General features: G+C 72.8%; 16 protein-coding genes. 12 read left to right on the top strand and 4 right to left on the bottom strand.

The features are described from left to right. The first annotated feature begins 1 nt into the window (after position 1). Genes ACFYX3_RS35715 through ACFYX3_RS35670 form a run of 10 tightly spaced genes read left to right on the top strand, consistent with a single transcriptional unit; the run spans position 2 to position 9562 of the window. On the top strand, positions 2-1255 hold the full coding sequence (locus ACFYX3_RS35715) for an MCE family protein (RefSeq protein WP_389022855.1): 1254 nt from the start codon (positions 2-4) through the stop codon (positions 1253-1255). Continuing rightward, a complete protein-coding gene (locus tag ACFYX3_RS35710) occupies positions 1252-2307 on the top strand; it encodes an MCE family protein (RefSeq protein ID WP_389022852.1) in 1056 nt (351 codons plus the stop codon). Before ACFYX3_RS35715 ends, ACFYX3_RS35710 begins: the two co-directional genes overlap by 4 nt. Then, on the top strand, positions 2304-3353 hold the full coding sequence (locus tag ACFYX3_RS35705) for an MCE family protein (RefSeq protein ID WP_389022848.1): 1050 nt from the start codon (positions 2304-2306) through the stop codon (positions 3351-3353). Before ACFYX3_RS35710 ends, ACFYX3_RS35705 begins: the two co-directional genes overlap by 4 nt. After that, a complete protein-coding gene (locus ACFYX3_RS35700) occupies positions 3350-4381 on the top strand; it encodes an MCE family protein (RefSeq protein ID WP_382654150.1) in 1032 nt (343 codons plus the stop codon). Before ACFYX3_RS35705 ends, ACFYX3_RS35700 begins: the two co-directional genes overlap by 4 nt. Then, positions 4378-5604, top strand: a complete 1227-nt coding sequence (locus ACFYX3_RS35695; RefSeq protein WP_389022844.1) for an MCE family protein — start codon at positions 4378-4380, stop codon at positions 5602-5604. The genes ACFYX3_RS35700 and ACFYX3_RS35695 overlap by 4 nt, the downstream gene beginning before the upstream one ends. Continuing rightward, complete coding sequence (locus ACFYX3_RS35690) at positions 5601-6872, top strand: MCE family protein (protein ID WP_389022841.1); 1272 nt, start codon at positions 5601-5603, stop codon at positions 6870-6872. Before ACFYX3_RS35695 ends, ACFYX3_RS35690 begins: the two co-directional genes overlap by 4 nt. After that, positions 6869-7402 carry a hypothetical protein gene (locus ACFYX3_RS35685; protein WP_389022837.1) on the top strand — a complete coding sequence of 178 codons (534 nt, stop codon included), beginning with the start codon at positions 6869-6871 and terminating at the stop codon, positions 7400-7402. Before ACFYX3_RS35690 ends, ACFYX3_RS35685 begins: the two co-directional genes overlap by 4 nt. Beyond that, positions 7399-8190: a hypothetical protein gene (locus ACFYX3_RS35680; protein ID WP_389022834.1), complete on the top strand. Its 792-nt coding sequence runs from the start codon at positions 7399-7401 to the stop codon at positions 8188-8190. The genes ACFYX3_RS35685 and ACFYX3_RS35680 overlap by 4 nt, the downstream gene beginning before the upstream one ends. A 2-nt stretch (positions 8191-8192) precedes the next feature. Further along, positions 8193-8735 carry a hypothetical protein gene (locus ACFYX3_RS35675; RefSeq protein ID WP_382654161.1) on the top strand — a complete coding sequence of 181 codons (543 nt, stop codon included), beginning with the start codon at positions 8193-8195 and terminating at the stop codon, positions 8733-8735. A 50-nt stretch (positions 8736-8785) separates the two neighbouring features. Next, positions 8786-9562 carry a hypothetical protein gene (locus ACFYX3_RS35670; protein WP_389022829.1) on the top strand — a complete coding sequence of 259 codons (777 nt, stop codon included), beginning with the start codon at positions 8786-8788 and terminating at the stop codon, positions 9560-9562. Positions 9563-9605: 43 nt separating this feature from the next. On the opposite strand, the gene ACFYX3_RS35665 is transcribed toward ACFYX3_RS35670, so the two are convergent. Next, positions 9606-10313, bottom strand: coding sequence for a TetR/AcrR family transcriptional regulator (locus ACFYX3_RS35665; protein WP_389022826.1), 708 nt, complete (start codon positions 10311-10313; stop codon positions 9606-9608). A gap of 126 nt (positions 10314-10439) precedes the next feature. On the opposite strand from ACFYX3_RS35665, the gene ACFYX3_RS35660 reads away from it, so the two are divergent. After that, on the top strand, positions 10440-11663 hold the full coding sequence (locus tag ACFYX3_RS35660; protein ID WP_389022823.1) for a saccharopine dehydrogenase family protein: 1224 nt from the start codon (positions 10440-10442) through the stop codon (positions 11661-11663). A gap of 16 nt (positions 11664-11679) precedes the next feature. On the opposite strand, the gene ACFYX3_RS35655 is transcribed toward ACFYX3_RS35660, so the two are convergent. Beyond that, on the bottom strand, positions 11680-13419 hold the full coding sequence (locus tag ACFYX3_RS35655) for an SMI1/KNR4 family protein (RefSeq protein WP_389022820.1): 1740 nt from the start codon (positions 13417-13419) through the stop codon (positions 11680-11682). Positions 13420-13571: 152 nt separating this feature from the next. Between ACFYX3_RS35655 and ACFYX3_RS35650 the strand changes: the two genes are divergently transcribed. Continuing rightward, positions 13572-14666 (top strand): hypothetical protein, encoded by a 1095-nt coding sequence (locus tag ACFYX3_RS35650; RefSeq protein WP_389022817.1) that lies wholly within the window; start codon positions 13572-13574, stop codon positions 14664-14666. On the opposite strand, the gene ACFYX3_RS35645 is transcribed toward ACFYX3_RS35650, so the two are convergent. Continuing rightward, positions 14667-15410 (bottom strand): GNAT family N-acetyltransferase, encoded by a 744-nt coding sequence (locus ACFYX3_RS35645; RefSeq protein WP_389022814.1) that lies wholly within the window; start codon positions 15408-15410, stop codon positions 14667-14669. Beyond that, a complete protein-coding gene (locus ACFYX3_RS35640; RefSeq protein ID WP_389022811.1) occupies positions 15410-16279 on the bottom strand; it encodes a class I SAM-dependent methyltransferase in 870 nt (289 codons plus the stop codon). Before ACFYX3_RS35640 ends, ACFYX3_RS35645 begins: the two co-directional genes overlap by 1 nt.

Genomic DNA, 16279 nt, shown 5'->3' with positions numbered 1-16279 from the left:
GATGAGCGACTCACGTGCCGAGACCCTGCGCCGCCGGTTCGCCGGCGTCGTCTTCCTGCTCGTACCCGTCCTGCTCGCCTCGCTGGCGGTCGCCGTCTACGACAAGAGCTTCACCGACTCCGACCCGATCACCGTCGAGACCGGCAGCGTCGGCAACGAGATGCACCTCGGCGCCGAGGTGAAACTGCGCGGCGTCGTCGTCGGAGAGGTCCGCGCCATCGACGCCGTCGACGGAGGAGCCCGCCTCACCCTCGCCATGCGGCCCGGCACCCTCCGCCACGTCCCCTCCGACGTCCGCGCGCAGATGCTGCCCACGACCCTCTTCGGCGAGCGGTTCGTCGCCCTCGTACCGCCCGCGGACCCCTCCTCGCGGCCGCTCGGTCCCGGAGACGTCATCCCGGAGGACAGGTCGAGCAACGCCGTGGAACTCCAGCAGGTCCTCGACAACGTCCTGCCCCTGCTCACCGCCGTCCAGCCGCAGAAGCTGTCGGCGACCCTGTCCGCCGTCTCCCGCGCCCTGGAGGGACGCGGCGACAAGCTCGGCGAGACCCTCGCCCGACTCGACGCCCACCTGCGCGAGTTCAACCCCCACCTGCCCGCCCTCACCCGCGACCTGAAAGAACTCGTGAAGGTCAGCCACCTCTACGCGGACGCGGCCCCGGACATCGTCACGGCGCTCACCGACTTCACCACCACCAGCGGCACCCTCGCCGAGAAGGAGGGCGAGTTGGCCGGCACCTTCGGCGCCACCACCCGCACGGCCCAGGACGTGACCTCCTTCCTGCGGCAGAACAGGAACAACATCATCCGGCTCAGCGCCACCAGCTGGCCCACCCTGGACCTGCTCGCCGAGTACTCCCCGTCCTTCCCCTGCACCCTGCGCACCCTCGCCCAGTTCGTACCCGCGATGGACAAGGCCCTCGGCAAGGGCACGAACCGGCCCGGACTGCACGTCGAGGTGACCACCGTCCCCTCGCGCGGCGCCTACGTCCCCGGCCGTGACACGCCCTCGTACGGCTCCGGCGGCGGCCCGCACTGCTACCCCGTGCCCTACCTCGGCATCCCGGCCGCCCCCGCCGCACAGGCGTCCGCCGCCGCCGACCAGCAGCTCGGGCCCGCCAACTCCCCGCAGGAGAACGACCTCGTCAACGAACTGCTCGCGCCCGCGGCCGGGAAGCGGCCCGGCGACCTGCCGGACTGGAGCAGCCTGCTCGCCGGCCCGGCGTTCCGCGGCGCGGAGGTGACCCTCCGATGACGACACGGCCCGCACACACGCGACGACGCGGCCTGACCGGGACCGTCCTGAAGTCCCTCGCGTTCGTCCTGGTCACCGCCCTCGCCACCACCGTCCTCGGCTTCAGCATCGCCAACACCGGCGTCGGCTCCGAAACGCGCTCGTACAAGGCGCTGTTCACCGACGTCACCGGGCTCGTCACGGGCGACTCCGTGCGCATCGCCGGAGTGAAGGTGGGCGAGGTGACCGACGTACGCGTCGTCGAGCGGCGCACCGCCCAGGTCACCTTCACCGTCCGCGAGGACCGCTCCCTGCCCCGGTCGGCCACCGCCGCCGTGAAGTACCTCAACATGGTCGGGCAGCGGTACGTCTCCCTCGGCCAGGGCACCGGCGACCTCAGCGGCACCCTGGGCGCCGGGGACACCATCCCGCTCGACCGCACCACCCCCGCACTCGACCTGACCCTGCTGTTCAACGGATTCAAGCCGCTGTTCGAAGGACTCTCGCCCGCCGACGTCAACGACCTCGCCGGCTCCCTCGTGCAGGTCCTCCAGGGCGAGAGCGGCACCGTCGACAGCCTCCTGCGGCACATCGGCTCCCTGACCAGGACCGTCGCCGCCAAGGACAAGGTCATCGGCGAGGTCGTCACCCACCTCGACACCGTCCTGAGCACCCTCAACAACCGCGAGGCCGCCTTCGGGGACCTCGTCGTCACCCTCCAGAAGCTCGTCACCGGCTTCAACACCGACCGCAAACCCCTCGGCGAGGCGGTCAAGGCCATCGGCGACCTCACGACGACGACCGCCGGACTCCTCCAGGAGGGGCGCGCACCCCTCAAGAAGGACATCCGCGAACTCGGCCGGCTCTCGGGCACCCTCGGCGACCACACCCCCGCCATCGAGGCCTTCCTCGCGAACACCCCCGGCAAGATGTCTGCCCTCGCCCGGCTCTCCTCGTACGGATCGTGGTTCAACCTCTACCTCTGCGAGGCGCGCGTGAGCGGCGTGGGAACGTCCGACGGCTCCAAGCCGCCCACCGGCATCGCCGTGACCGAGACGAGGTGCCGCGGATGAGCCCGCGCGGCCGGATCAAGCCGGTCAAGGAACGCAACCCCGTCTCCGTCGCCGTCGTCGGCCTGATCGTCCTCGCCCTCCTGGCCGCCCTCGCGTACAACGTGGAACGGCTCCCGCTCGTCGGCGGCGACACCGCCTACAGCGCCGACTTCACCGAGGCCGCCGGGCTCGACGCCGGCGACGAGGTCCGCATCGCCGGGGTCAAGGTCGGCAAGGTCACCGAGGTCGCCCTCGACGGGCCCAGGGTCAAGGTGACCTTCGAGGTCGGCGACGCCTGGATCGGCGACCGCTCCACCGCGGCCATCGCCATCAAGACCCTCCTCGGCGAGAAGTACCTGGCGGTCGACCCGCTGGGCTCCGCGCCCCAGGACCCCGGCACCCGCATCCCGCAGTCCCGGACCACGTCCCCGTACGACGTCACACAGGCCTTCCAGGACCTCAGCGGCACCGTCGACGCCATCGACACCGAGAAGCTCGCGGAGAGCTTCGAGACGATCTCCGCCACCTTCAAGAACTCGCCGCCGCACGTACGCAACGCCGCCACCGGCCTGTCCGAGCTGTCGAAGTCCGTCTCCAAGCGCGACACCGAGCTCGCCCGGCTCCTGGAGAACAGCAGGAAGTTCACCAAGACCCTCCAGGACAAGAAGTCCAGCTTCGAGATCCTCCTGGAGGACGGCGGCTCGCTCCTCGGCGAACTCAGGAAGCGCCGCGAGGCCATCCGCGCCCTGCTCAAGGGAAGCAGGGAGCTGGGCACCGAGCTCAGCGGCGTCGTCGGCGACAACGACCGGCAGCTCGGCCCCACCCTGAAGGCCCTCAGCCGCGTCACCGGCGTCCTGGAGAAGAACAGCGGCCAGCTCGACAAGACGCTCGCGCTCCTCGGCCCGTACTACCGGCTCGTCGGCAACACCCTCGGCAGCGGCCGCTGGTTCGACGCCTACCTGTGCGGCGTGGTGCCCCGCACCTATCTGCCCGAGGCCTCGCAGCCCAAGACCGGATGCCTCCCGCCGAAACAGACGGCGACGGCCCAGGGGAGCGGTGAACGATGACCAAGCCCAGAAAGCCCCTCGTCGCCGGGCTCGCCCTGACGGTGCTCGCGGCCTGCGGTCTCGTCGCCGTCCGCGTCCTCGACGACGACGGCATCCGCGTCACCGCCTGGTTCGACCGGGCCGTCGGCATCTACGCCGGATCCGATCTGCGCGTCCTCGGCGTCCGGGTGGGGGAGGTGGCGTCCGTGGAACCGCAGGGCACCCGCGTACGTGTCGAACTCCGCCTCGACGAAGGCGTACGCGTCCCCGCCGACGCGCGGGCCCTCGTCGTCGCCCCGAGCATCGTGGCCGACCGGTACGTCCAGCTCACCCCGGCCTACAGCAGCGGCCCCACGCTCGCCGACGGCGCCCAGCTGCCCGCCTCCCGCAACCGCACCCCCGTCGAGATCGACCAGCTCTACGACTCGATCACCGAGCTGAGCAAGGCGCTCGGCCCCGACGGCGCCAACTCCGCCGGAGCCCTCTCCGCACTCCTGGACACCGGAGCGAAGAACCTCAAGGGCAACGGCACGGCCATCGGCACCTCCATCGAACAGTTCGGCAAGGCCGCCAAGACCCTCGACGGCAGCAGCGAGAACCTCTTCACCACCCTCGGGCAGCTCCAGACCTTCACCACGATGCTCAAGAACAAGGACGGCGACGTCCGCACCGCGCAGGAACGCCTGGACGAGGTCGTCGGCTACTTCGCCGAGAACAAGGACGACCTCGCCGGCGCCCTCAAGGAACTCGGCAAGGCCCTCGCCCAGGTCAAGACCTTCATCAAGGACAACCGCGGCGAGCTGAAGAAGAACGTCGACCGGCTCGTGCCCCTCACCCAGACCCTCGTGGACCAGCGTGCCTCCCTCGCGGAGGCGCTCGACGTCGCCCCGCTCGCCGCCGGCAACGTCGTCAACGCGTACAACAAGGACACCCGCACCCTCGACGGCCGCGCGAACCTCAACGAGATCAGCATGGGCGGACCGCTGCTCCCGCTGCCGGTGACCGGCGGCTCCTCCTCCTCGGCGCGCACCGGAGAGGGGGAGCGGTGACCACCCTGCCCTCCCGCAAGGCCCTCGGCGCCGGAGCCGTCGGAGCGGTCGCCCTCGGCCTCGGGATCGCCGTCGTCCTCGGCGCGGTCCCCGCGAACCCCGTCCGCTTCGACGGCATCGAGGACCTCCCGCTGCCCGGCGGCGCCGACCTCGGCTCCCACCCCTACACGGTCACCGCCGAACTCGACGACGTCCTCAGCCTCGTGCCGCAGTCCGCGGTCAAGGTCAACGACGTCGCCGTCGGTCGTGTCACCGCCATCGAGCTGGGCACCGGCACCGGCACCTGGACCGCCCGCGTCACCCTGAAGATCAACGGCGACGTCCGGCTGCCCGCCGACGCCGGTGCCCGCCTCGAACAGTCCAGCCTCCTGGGCGAGAAGTACATCCAGCTCGTCGCACCGCAGAAGGACGGCGGCGGACGCCTCACCGACGGCAGCGTCATCCCCCTCGCGCGCACCAACCGCAACACGGAGGTCGAGGAGGTGTTCGGCGCGCTGTCCCTGCTGCTCAACGGCGGCGGCGTCAACCAGCTCAAGACCATCACCCGGGAACTCAACGCGGCGCTCGGCGGCCGCGAACCCGAGGTCCGCTCGATGCTGAACCGCGTGAACACCCTGGTCACCAACCTGGACGCGCACCGCGGCGACATCACCCGTGCCCTCGACGGACTCAACCGCCTCTCCGCCACCCTCGCCGGCCGCAAGAAGGACGTCGACACGGTCCTCACCGGCCTCTCGCCCGGCCTGAAGACCCTGGAGAACCAGCGAGGCTCCCTGCTGACCATGCTCCGCGCCCTCGACACCCTGTCCGGAGTCGCCGTCAGCACCATCGACGCGAGCAAGAAGGACATGGTCGCCGACCTCAAGGCCCTCGCCCCGACCCTCACGGCCCTCGCCGACGCCGGTGCCGACCTGCCCGAATCACTGCAGGTACTCCTCACGTATCCGTTCACCGACGAGGTGATGCGCGGCATCAAGGGCGACTACCTCAACACCTATCTGCACCTCGCGGCCGCCCCGGGGACCGAGGTCATCCCGCCCCTCATCCCCAGGACCGACCCCACCCCGACCCCGACCCCGTCGAACCCCGACCCGGAACCGCAACCGGACCCGGCCTCGCGCGGCGGAGCCGGAACGCACCGCGACACCCAGAGCCCGCGGTCGGCGCTGCCGCTGCCCCCGGTCACCACGAGCACCCCCCAGGACGGAGGCGAGAAGCGGTGATCACCCGCACCGTACGGCTGAAGAACCTCGCGTTCCTCGTCATCGCCGTACTCGTCCTCGGCTTCGTCGGCGTCCGCTACGCCGACCTCGGCCGCTACGCCGGAGTCGCCGACCACTACACCGTTCGCGTCCACCTCGCCCGTACGGGAGGGCTGTTCACCCACTCCGACGTCACCTACCGCGGCGTCTCCGTCGGCCGCGTCGGAGCCATCGACCTCACCGCCGACGGAGTCGTCGCCGAACTCCGCATCAAGAACTCGGCACCCCGCATCCCCGCCGACGCGCGCGCCGTCGTCGCCGGACTCTCCGCCGTCGGCGAGCAGTACATCGACCTGCGCCCCGAGAGCGACGGCGGCCCCTTCCTCGCCGACGGCGCCCGCATCGAGCAGGCCGACACCGAGGTGCCCGCACCCGTCACCGACGTCCTGGCGAGCATCGACGACCTCAGCCGCTCCGTACCCCTAGACTCCCTGCGCGCGGTCGTCGACGAACTCGGCAAGACCTTCGAGGGACACGGCGACGACCTCCAGGTCCTCCTCGACAACAGCAGCCGATTCGTCCAGGCCGCCGACCGCTCCCTGCCGGCCACGACCCGGCTCATCGACGACGGCGAGGTCGTCCTGCGCACCCAGGCCGACGAGAGCCGCGCCATCCGGGACTTCGCCACCGGCGCCCGCGACCTCGCCGCCACCCTCAAGGGCTCCGACGCCGACCTGCGCCGCCTCCTGGCCGTCACACCCGACGCGACCGGCCAGGTCAGCGGCCTCCTGCGCGACCTCGACCCGAGCCTCGGCGTCGTCCTCGCCAACCTCCTCACCACCTCCGAGATCGCCGTCACCCGGCAGCGCGGCACCGAGGAACTCCTCGTGAAGTTCCCGGCAGCCGTCTCGGCGGGAGCCACCACCGTCGACGGAGGACACGTGAACTTCGGCATGGCCGTCACCTTCTTCAAGCCGCTGCCCTGCACCTCCGGGTACGGTGCCACGCGCTACCGCAACGGCCTCGACCTGGGGACCGCGCCCGCCCTCAACACCGGCGCCTCCTGCACCGCCGCGGCCTCCACCGGCGTCAACGTGCGCGGCTCGGCCCACGCCCCCGAGAGCGGCGCCGTGCCCACCCCGGCCCGGCCCGGCTCCCTGCCCTCCGGCAGCACCCGCACCACGGGCACGCGGACCGCCCTGCCCGGCGCGCTCGCCCTGCCCGGCCAGAGCGGCGGCCCGACGGACATGGCAGGCCTCCTCGGCCTCGGCACGGGGAGTGCGCGATGAGGCGGGCCAGAGTCCTGAGCATCGGCGCCCTCGTCGTCGCCCTCGGCTTCTGCGGCACCGGCGCCTGGACCTACGCCCAGGCCCGCACGGACGAGGAGCTCGCCTTCGGCCGGGAACGCGACACCGCGCTCGCCGAGGGCCGCAGCCGCGTCACCGTCCTCACCACGCTCGACGCCTCGACCCGCGAGCGTGCCGAAGCCGGCATCCGGGCCTGGCGCGACGCCTCCACCGGACCCCTCCGCACCGAACTGGGCCGCACCGAGCCCACGGTGGGCGCCTCGGCCCGCGCCACGGTCACGGAGGCGGCGCTCACGGCGCTCGACGCGAGGGCCGGTACGGCGAAACTCATCGCGACCGTACGCGTCGACGTCACCCCCCGCGGAGCCGCCACCGCGACCACCGACCGCAAGCGCCTGGAGGCCGTCCTGACCCGCACGGACGAGAACACGTGGAGAGTGGCGGCACTGAGCGCGGTCCCGGTCGCGGGGGCGGAGCAGGGCGAGACGGGCAAGGAGGGCGGGGACGAGTGACGCGACTGCTGCGCAGGACGAGGGGCGGAGACGCCGGGCCGGACGGGGGAGAGACGAGGGAGGTCGTCGGGGACGACCGGCAGGAAGCGGAGGCGAAGGCCACCGGGACCGCGGACGCGACGCAGCCCACGGAGCCGGACGTGGCGGAGGCTGCGGAGGCGCGCACAGCGGAGACCACGGAGCCGGGCGCAGCGGGGCCCACCGCCGTGGAGACCCCCGATCCGGGCCCGGAGTCGGCGACGGACCAGGACGACCCGGGCCCGGGCAAGGCCACCGGCCGTCGTTCCGCCGTCCCCTGGCGCAAGGCCGCCCTCGCCGTCGCCCTCACCGGCCTCCTCCTCGGCGGGAGCTGGTTCTTCTACGCCGCCCACCAGCTCCGCTCGACTCCGGCGGCGCGCAACCACGCGCTCACCGACACCGCGACGACCGACCGCGTCAGTGGCGAGGTGGCCGAAGGGCTCGCCCGGGTCTTCTCCTACACGCCCGCCGACACCGACGCCGCGGAGCGGTCCTCCCGCACCGTGCTCGCGGGGCGCGCCGCACGCCAGTACGGCGACCTGCTCGCCCAGGTCCGCACGAAGCTGGTCGGCCAGCGCATCACCCTCTCCACCCAGGCCGTCCGCACCGGGGTCGTCGAACTCGACGGGGACAGCGCGCGCCTCCTCGTGTTCCTCGACCAGACCTCGCGCCGCGACAAGGGCGCCCCCACCTCCGCCGCCGCGCAGCTCACCGTCACCGCGAAGCACGAGGGAGACCGGTGGCTGATCGTCGACATCAAGGCCCGCTGACGATGCGCGGGAGACGGGAGAACCCCATGACACACCGGCCGGCCCTGGCCGTGGCCCTCGTGCTCACCCTGGTCGCGGGCGGCTTCGCGGCCTGGGAGGGCCGGAGCTGGTACGCGGCGGCGCACGACGACTCCGCGGCGTACGCCGCTCAGCGCGACCGGGTGCTCGCGGCGGGGGAGCAGGCCGTGCAGAACCTCAACACGCTCGACCACCGCCGCGTGGACCAGGGCCTCGACCTCTGGGAGACCTCGACGACCGGCGAACTGCACCAGCAACTCGTCGACGGCCGCAAGGAGTTCACCAGTCAGGTGAAGACGGCGAAGACGGTGACCACGGCCCGGGTGCTGTCCGGCGCCGTCACCGAACTCGACGACCGGGCGGGGCGGGCCCGGCTGCTCGTCGCGCTGCGCGTCACCGTCACGACGCCCGACAGCAAGAGCACGGAGAAGGACAGCCGCATGCTGGGCGAACTCACCCGCGCCGACGGCCAGTGGAAGCTCAGTGGTCTGGGGCAGGCCCCCGTGGGCGGCACGGCGACGGGTTGACCGGACCGTCCCGTACGCGAGAGCCGCCAGCACCCGAAAGGACACGCACGATGCCGACGCCCCGTCACCACCTCAACCGCCAGCGCCGCCGCCAGGCCCTCGCCGACCAGCCGACCGCCGCGTCCAGGGCCCATGCGTCGGTCGGCCTCCTGACCGGGCCCGACTCGGGTCCCCGGCGGCGACCGGCGGCGAAGCCCGTACGACAAACGACGGAAGCGCCGAGGGAAGAAGCTGTCACCGCGAAGGACGAGGCCCCGGCCTCGAAGGGCGGGGCGCGTCGCCGCACCCCGCTGGTCGTCCTCTGTCTCCTGACCCTCCTCCTCGGAGGTTTCGCGGGGTGGGCGCACAGCAGGGCCGGAGCCCTGCGGGACGACCCCGCGCGCGGCAACACGGCTCTCACCGACCTCGCCCGAACCAGCGAGATCAAGGGACAGGCCGCCGCGGCCGTCGCCGCGCTCTTCTCGTACGACCACGCCGACACGGCTCCCTTCGAACGCGCCGCGAAGACCCTCCTCACCGGCAAGGCCGTGGCCCAGCACCGGACGCTGTTCGCCGGGGTGCTCGCCCGGGCGGCACAGCAGAAGACGGTGATCACCACGACGGTCACCGACAGCGCCGTCGAACGGATCGACGGCGACCGGGCCCGGATCCTGGTCTACGCCGACCAGAGCAGCGTGAGCACGGCCGGTGCCGGCAGGACGGGCGCGGGGAAGCAGAAGCCGAAGGCGCAGGACCAGGGCGTCTACGCGGGCGCGATGTTCGCCCTGGACGTCGTGCGCCGCGACGACCACTGGCTCGTGGAGAACATCGACACCTTCGGCCGCTGAGACCGCCGTGGGCCCTTCCCGCAGGGGGAAGCGCCCACGCTGCTCACTTCCCCGCCGCGCGCAGCCGTGCCTCCGCCCTGCCCAGCAGCGTGTCCAGGACGACGGGATAGGCGCTGTGGTTCATCCGGTCCGCGAGCAGGTGCGCGGTGGCGGCGATGTGGGGATGGGTCTCGGCGGGCAGCCGGGCGTAGGTGGAGGTCCACATCTCCTCGTCCGCCTCCCTGACCTCGTCCTTGATGGCCAGTGCCCCCGCGTCCAGAGCGGCGAAGGCCAGCGCCAGGTCGATGAAGGCGTGGTACACGCCCACCGCGTCCCTGTCGGCGAAGCCCGCGCCGCGCAGAATGCCGAGGATCGTCTCGTCCACCTGGATCTCCCGGGGGCGGCCGGTGACGCGGCTCGCGGTCAGCAGGGCGGCCTGCGGGTGGGCGAGGTACGAGGCGTGGATCGCAAGGCCCAGGGCGCGCAGGTCGGCACGCCAGCTCCCGGTGGCCGTCCAGCTGTCCAGTGCCCGCCCCATCAGCTCCTCGCCGATGGCCCGGGTCAGCCCGTCCAGGCCGGCGAAGTACCGGTACACGGTGCTCGGGTCGGCGCCGAGCGCGGCACCGAGGCGGCGCGCGGTCAGTCCGGCGATCCCGTGCTCGTGCAGCATCCGCAGCGCCGTCCCCACGATCAGCCGCTCCGACAGGACGGTGCCCTGCCGGGTCGGCCGCCGCCTGCGCCGCTCCGCCTCCGGAACCACCTTCTTCGGCATCGCGCCACCGCCTCGTCGCCCTCGTGGCCCTTATGCCAACGCCGTAGACCTTAACCGTCGCGGGCGTGTTCCATCGAGGTGTCCCCGGGCGTTCGCCGGGACGGACTCGACGAAATGGTGTGTGACATGCGTGTACTTCTCGTGGGTGCGGGCGGCGTCGGAACCGCCGTCACCCGTATCGCGGCCCGCCGTGACTTTCTGACCCACATGGTCGTCGCCGACTACGATCCCGCTCGTGCGGAGGCCGCCGTCGCCGCCCTCGACGACCGGGAGGACCGGTTCAGTGCGCGCAGCCTGGACGCCTCCGACGAGGCCGCGGTCCGTGCCCTCCTCGTAGAGGAGGACTGCGACGTGCTTCTCAACGCGACCGACCCCAGGTTCGTGATGCCGCTCTTCGACGCCGCGCTCGCCGCGGGCGCGCACTACGTCGACATGGCGATGTCGCTGTCCGTGCCGCATCCGACCGCCCCCTACGAACAGTGTGGGGTCAAGCTCGGCGACGAGCAGTTCGCCCGGGCCGGGGCCTGGGAGAAGGCCGGCCGCCTCGCCCTGGTCGGCATGGGCGTGGAGCCGGGCCTCTCGGACGTCTTCGCCCGCTACGCGGCCGACGAACTCTTCGACGAGATCGAGGAGATCGGCGTCCGCGACGGCGCGAACCTCACCGTCGAGGGCTACGACTTCGCCCCCTCCTTCAGCATCTGGACCACCATCGAGGAGTGCCTCAACCCGCCCGTCGTCTACGAGAAGGACCGCGGCTGGTTCACCACGGCACCCTTCAGCGAGCCGGAGGTCTTCGACTTCCCCGAGGGCATCGGCCCGGTGGAGTGCGTGAACGTCGAGCACGAGGAGGTGCTCCTGATGCCCCGCTGGGTGGACGCGCGCCGGGTCACGTTCAAGTACGGCCTCGGCGACGACTTCATCGCCAAGCTGAAGACCCTCCGCGACCTGGGGCTCGACTCGACGGCGAGGGTCACCGTCCCCGGCGCGGACGGGCCGGTCCAGGTCTCCCCGCGCGACGTGGTCGCCGCCTGCCTGCCCGACCCGGCCGGCCTGGGCGACCGCATGAAGGGCAAGACCTGCGCGGGCACCTGGGTCAAGGGGACCAAGGACGGAAAGGCGCGCGAGGTGTACCTGTACCACGTCGTCGACAACGAGTGGACGATGCGCGAGTACGCGTCCCAGGCCGTGGTCTGGCAGACCGCCCTCAACCCGGTGATCGCCCTGGAGCTCATCGCCCGGGGAGACTGGAAGGCGAGCGGCGTCCTCGGCCCCGAGGCACTGCCGCCCCGCCCGTTCCTCGACCTGCTCGGCGCGTACGGATCTCCGTGGGGGCTCCGCGAGCACCGCTGATCGCCCCGCCCGACGCTCAGGGCCGGTGCCGGACGAAGGTGAGGTAGGCGTAGCCCTCGTCGGCGCCCGGTGCGCGCGTCCAGGACCGGGTGGTGAAGGTGTGGAGCCTGCCCCGGGTCAGGGCCAAGCGGGGGAGGGAGAGCCCGAGGGTGGTGTGGAGGGCCTGGAGGGCCCGCCGTTCGCCGTCCGTCCCGCGGTCCTCCGGGCGGAACAGCCGGTCCGGGTCCAGGGCCCCGGGCAGGGCGCCGGAGCGCTGGATCTCCGTACCCCGGACGGTGAAGGAGTACAGCTCCTCGCCGTGTTCGGCCACCGACAGGTGGAACGCGACCGGGTGTTCGTCCGGGGCCGGGCGGCGGGGATCGCACCACACCACCACGGCGCGCCCGGACGCGGAAGCGTCCACGGCCGGAGACCGGAACAGCGTGCTCAGCGAATGGTGGGAGTAGCCGTCGAAGGCGAAGGCCCATCCCTCCTCGGTGCGGCCGACTGCGACGACCGCCCGGTCCTCCCAGAGTTCGACGCCTTCCCGCTCGTGGGGCTTGGGCGCCCGCCAGGAAGCCCTGAGCGGATCCGTGGGCTCGCTCGGTTCGGCGCCGACCTCGCCGATCAGCGAGGGAAGGCGGGCCGGGTCGGTCCCTTCGACCCAGACGCAGCGGTACCCGTCGAACGGCTCCCGGTTCCCGGGCCGGTCCGTCAGCCAGGCCAGGCCCGGCGGATCGAGGTCCGGGACCGGTTCGGGAGCGGATCCCGACTCCCCGGCCCGTGGAGTCGCGAGGATCTCCCGCCCCCGCTCCGGGGTGATCATGGGCCCCAGGAGAGGATCGGCGAGCAGACCGACCGGGGCGATCAGCCAGGGTCCGGGCGCCTCCCACCGCGGCAGGGCGTCCCGCAGCACCCGCCACGCGGCGTCGTTCGGCCCCCACCGAGCGGCTTCCCGGGCCTCGGCGACGGCCCGGTCCCAGTGCTCTCCCCCGCTCTGCGCCCCAGCTCCGCCGGCCGGCGCCAAGGCCTGCGCGGCGAGACCCTCGCTGCCCGGAGCCAGCAGGTGCCGCACCTGGTCGAGGAGGACGCCGCTCCACGGCCGTCCGAAGGACCGTGCCTCGTCGAGCAGGGGCAGGGCCTCCTCGTACCGTCCGCGCAGGGAGAGCCGGCGGGCCTCTTCGACCCGGGCGTCCTGGGCGCGTGTGGTCGCGTTCACGAAGTCGGGTCGCTCCGCCCGGTCGGCGTGGAAGGCGCGGTACACGGCCTCCATGTACGCGCGGAACGACGGGTGGCGGTCCGGCGTCTCACCGCTCCAGCCCTTGTACACATACAGCGCCCACTCGCCGTCCGCATCGCTGTCGCCCGGGTCGAGGAGGGCGTACGACGCGTCGGACTCCGTGTCGAGCCGCAGGGCGCGCCGCCACATCCCGGCCAGCAGGACGTCCTCCTCGCGCGGATCGTCGTCCAGACCCTCCTCGTACAGCGACGCCATGTCGTGCGGGTCCCCGAACCAGTCGACGTCCGCCACCCCACCGAGCCGGTAGATCGCGGCCAACTGGTCCACCTGCCATCCGTCGCTCGCGGCCAGGAACTCCCGGTACGAGGGCGGCAGCCGCCGTCCGAGCCGCTCCTCGGCCGCGACGATCGCGATCTCGTCGGCCCCGGGCGCGCCCAGGGGGACGGCGGCCTCCCCGCCGTCCTCGTCGGCGCGCGGGACCCACTCGTCCTGCCAACGCCCCAGGAATTCCCGCCAGTCGAAGGATGCGTCACTCATACAACGCAGGGTGTCATCCGACACTGACAACGCGGCCGGCGGACCGCCCGCACAGGCCCCGATCCGGCCAAACTCCCTTGACGGCAGGGCCCGTTCGGGCGCGCTCTGCGACGATGGCACGCGACAGGGCCTGTCGAGGAGCGGAGCGCAGCGTGACCGATCGACACGTGAGTTCGGCCGTCATGACCCACCCCGTCCGCCTCGGTCAGGCACAGGACCTCGTCGACCGGCTCCGGCTGGACCGCCTGGCCATGGACCCCGATCCGGACGGCCCGCCCTCCGCTCTCCGCACCGCCCTCGTCGCCTGGTCGGCCGCGGCTCCGGGGGCCGGCCACCACCTCGTCGTCCAGGACGACGTCGACGCCCCCGCCGAGCTCCTGGAGATCGTCGCCCGGGCGGCCGACCGCTTCCCCGACGAGGCACTGGTCTTCTACACCAACTGGCACGCCCGCAACGGCGCCGCCGCCCGCCTCGCCGCCCTCGCCGGCGCCTCCTGGGTGCGGGCCGTCCCCGACGAGTTCACGCCCTCCCTGGCCGTCTGCCTGCCGACCGCGACCGCCGCCGCCTTCCGCGCCTTCGCCCGCGACAGCGAGGAACGCCACGACGACGAGCTGTTCACCGTCTTCTTCCGTGGCCGCGGGCGGATGAGCCTCCTCGCCGTACCGAACATCGTCGAGCACATCGGCACCAGCAGCATCAACGGTCACGCCGCCCAGGGCATCCGCCTCGCCGCGTGCCCCACCCCGGCCGCCGACGCCGCGCCCCTGCTCGCCAGGGGCCGCGTCCTGGAGGAGCCGGGCTGGGTCCCGTACATGCGGTACGGCGAGGGCTACATCCGGCTCGTCGGCCAGGAGAACGGCCCCGACGGAGGGCGAGGCCACCACCGGTGGACCGAGGCCCTGCCGGCGACCGGACTCACCGAGGAGACGGTCCGCGCCGCCCGGGACGCGCACCTGCCGGAACGGCTCACAGGGGAGGTGGCCCGCACCTTCGGCAGGCCCTTCGCCGAGGAGCTGTGGACCCACTGCCTGCTCCTCGGCCGGCAGGCCGCCCACGCGGCCCGCCGCCTCGGCCCCGCCGCCGACGTGCCCGCCGACGCCCTCGACCGGATGCGGCACTCCGCCGTCGCCACCGCGGGCCCCGCCGGACTCCCGCCCGAGCGCCGCCCGGAGGCGGGACCGGACGAGGTCCGCGCGATGACGGCCCTGGCCTGGAGCGCCGTCCGGACGGGAGAAGGACTCGGATGACTAGGCCCGGTGGGTGATCCACACCCCCGGCTCCCAGTACGCGCCACGGTCCAGCTCCCGGTCCACCACGAGCGGGGCGAGGCCGCCGGGGAACACGTACTCCCCGTCCTCCGGGAACGCGAGGCCCGTCCAGGCCTCCCACTCGGCGACCGTCCCGGTGATCCGTGAGGAGTACGCGGAAGCCGCCGCGATCGTGCCGCCCGCGCCCACCTGCGTCCGGATCCACGGGTCGAACGGGGTCCCGTCGTCCCGCGTCCAGGTCGCGTACCGCTCGATCGGCACCAGCGGATACCGCTCCTTCCAGGTGGGCCGCACCGGCACCAGGACCGTCCCGAGCCCGGCGCGCCGGGCGGTGTCCGCCATCGCGTCGAGCAGCACCTTCGACAGGCCCCGGCCCTGGTGGTCCTCGGCCACCTCGATCCCCAGCGCGCACAGCGCGCCCGGGGGCCGGCCGGCGTCGCGGTCCGCGAAGGCCCGGGCGATCGTGTCGTCCAGGCCCGGGCCCAGGTCCTCCGCCGTGCCGTCCCACGTGCGGGGCAGCGAGCGGCCCGCGCCCGCGATCACGTCGAGCTCGTCGTCGTACAGGACGAACTGGAACTCGGGGAAGTCCGTGAACAGCCGGTCCCAGTAGTCGCCGTTGATGTCGCCGTGCAGGTTGTACTCGGGCACCACGCCGGCGAACCGCTCCGGGATGCGGTCCCACAGCTCGGGCCGTTCGCTGTGCCGGACCAGGATCAGCGCCATCAGTTCTCCCCGGCCCGCGCGGGCACCTCGACGTCCCAGACGACGACGATCGGCAGACCGTCCCAGGCGGCGCGGGCCGCGTCGCCGACGGCCTCCTCGTAACCGCCGGGCGCGAGACGCCCGTTGAACAGCGGCTCGTGGCAGGCGCGCACCCGAAGGCCCGCCGCCCCGAACGCCTCCAGGTAGTGGCTCAAGAGGTGGACGTGGTTGCGGACGAAGGCCAGCTCCTCGGAGCCGCGCACGAAGAGACACTGCCCCTGGAGGGCGATCACGAACGGATGCATGTCCGTGACGACGATCCGTCCGCCCGGCCGCACCACGCGCGCCAGCTCCGCGACACCCGGGGCGAGGTCCCGCAGGTGGGTCATCGCGAGCGAGCAGACCGCGAGGTCGACGGAGTCGTCGTCGAGCGGCAGCTTCTCCAGGTGCCCGACGCGGAGATCGGCCTCCGGGGAGTGCGCCCGGGCCTTGTCCAGCATGTGCGGCGACTGGTCCACGCCGATGACCCGGTGGCCGCGCGCGAGGAGCGTCCGGGTCTGCCGGCCGGTGCCGCAGGCCGCGTCGAGCGCGAAGCCCGGCGCGAGGTCGTCGAGGATCTTCCCGACGACCGGTTCCTCCACCTCGATGTACGAGCTGGGCAGCGAGTCGTACACCGCCGACCAGGCCGCGTACCCCTCCGCCGCGTCGAGTTCGCTGACGGTGGCGCCACCGTCGGGCAGCTTCTCCCCGACGGGCTCGGCGGACGCGAAGCGGCGGATGTCCTCCACCCGCTCGCGGAGGAAGGTCTCGTCGCCGTCCACGGCGTTGCGCAGCAGCGCGAGCCCCTGGATTCCCAGCACCAGTTCCCGTACGCGGAATTCACCGCTCAT

The sequence above is a fragment of the Streptomyces sp. NPDC002463 genome (assembly GCF_042889835.1).
GTDB lineage: Bacteria > Actinomycetota > Actinomycetes > Streptomycetales > Streptomycetaceae > Streptomyces > Streptomyces nymphaeiformis.
The sequence above is the reverse complement of the archived record's forward strand: the minus strand, read 5'-3'. Positions and strand labels throughout refer to the sequence as shown.

Bases quoted from the DNA above. Each gene is read 5' to 3' on its own strand.
- ACFYX3_RS35715 (WP_389022855.1), top strand. From the start codon at position 2: ATGAGCGACTCACGTGCCGAGACCCTGCGCCGCCGGTTCGCCGGCGTC.
- ACFYX3_RS35710 (WP_389022852.1), top strand. From the start codon at position 1,252: ATGACGACACGGCCCGCACACACGCGACGACGCGGCCTGACCGGGACC.
- ACFYX3_RS35705 (WP_389022848.1), top strand. From the start codon at position 2,304: ATGAGCCCGCGCGGCCGGATCAAGCCGGTCAAGGAACGCAACCCCGTC.
- ACFYX3_RS35700 (WP_382654150.1), top strand. From the start codon at position 3,350: ATGACCAAGCCCAGAAAGCCCCTCGTCGCCGGGCTCGCCCTGACGGTG.
- ACFYX3_RS35685 (WP_389022837.1), top strand. From the start codon at position 6,869: ATGAGGCGGGCCAGAGTCCTGAGCATCGGCGCCCTCGTCGTCGCCCTC.
- ACFYX3_RS35675 (WP_382654161.1), top strand. From the start codon at position 8,193: ATGCGCGGGAGACGGGAGAACCCCATGACACACCGGCCGGCCCTGGCC.
- ACFYX3_RS35670 (WP_389022829.1), top strand. From the start codon at position 8,786: ATGCCGACGCCCCGTCACCACCTCAACCGCCAGCGCCGCCGCCAGGCC.
- ACFYX3_RS35665 (WP_389022826.1), bottom strand. From the start codon at position 10,313: ATGCCGAAGAAGGTGGTTCCGGAGGCGGAGCGGCGCAGGCGGCGGCCG.
- ACFYX3_RS35660 (WP_389022823.1), top strand. From the start codon at position 10,440: ATGCGTGTACTTCTCGTGGGTGCGGGCGGCGTCGGAACCGCCGTCACC.
- ACFYX3_RS35655 (WP_389022820.1), bottom strand. From the start codon at position 13,419: ATGAGTGACGCATCCTTCGACTGGCGGGAATTCCTGGGGCGTTGGCAG.
- ACFYX3_RS35645 (WP_389022814.1), bottom strand. From the start codon at position 15,410: ATGGCGCTGATCCTGGTCCGGCACAGCGAACGGCCCGAGCTGTGGGAC.
- ACFYX3_RS35640 (WP_389022811.1), bottom strand. From the start codon at position 16,279: ATGAGCGGTGAATTCCGCGTACGGGAACTGGTGCTGGGAATCCAGGGG.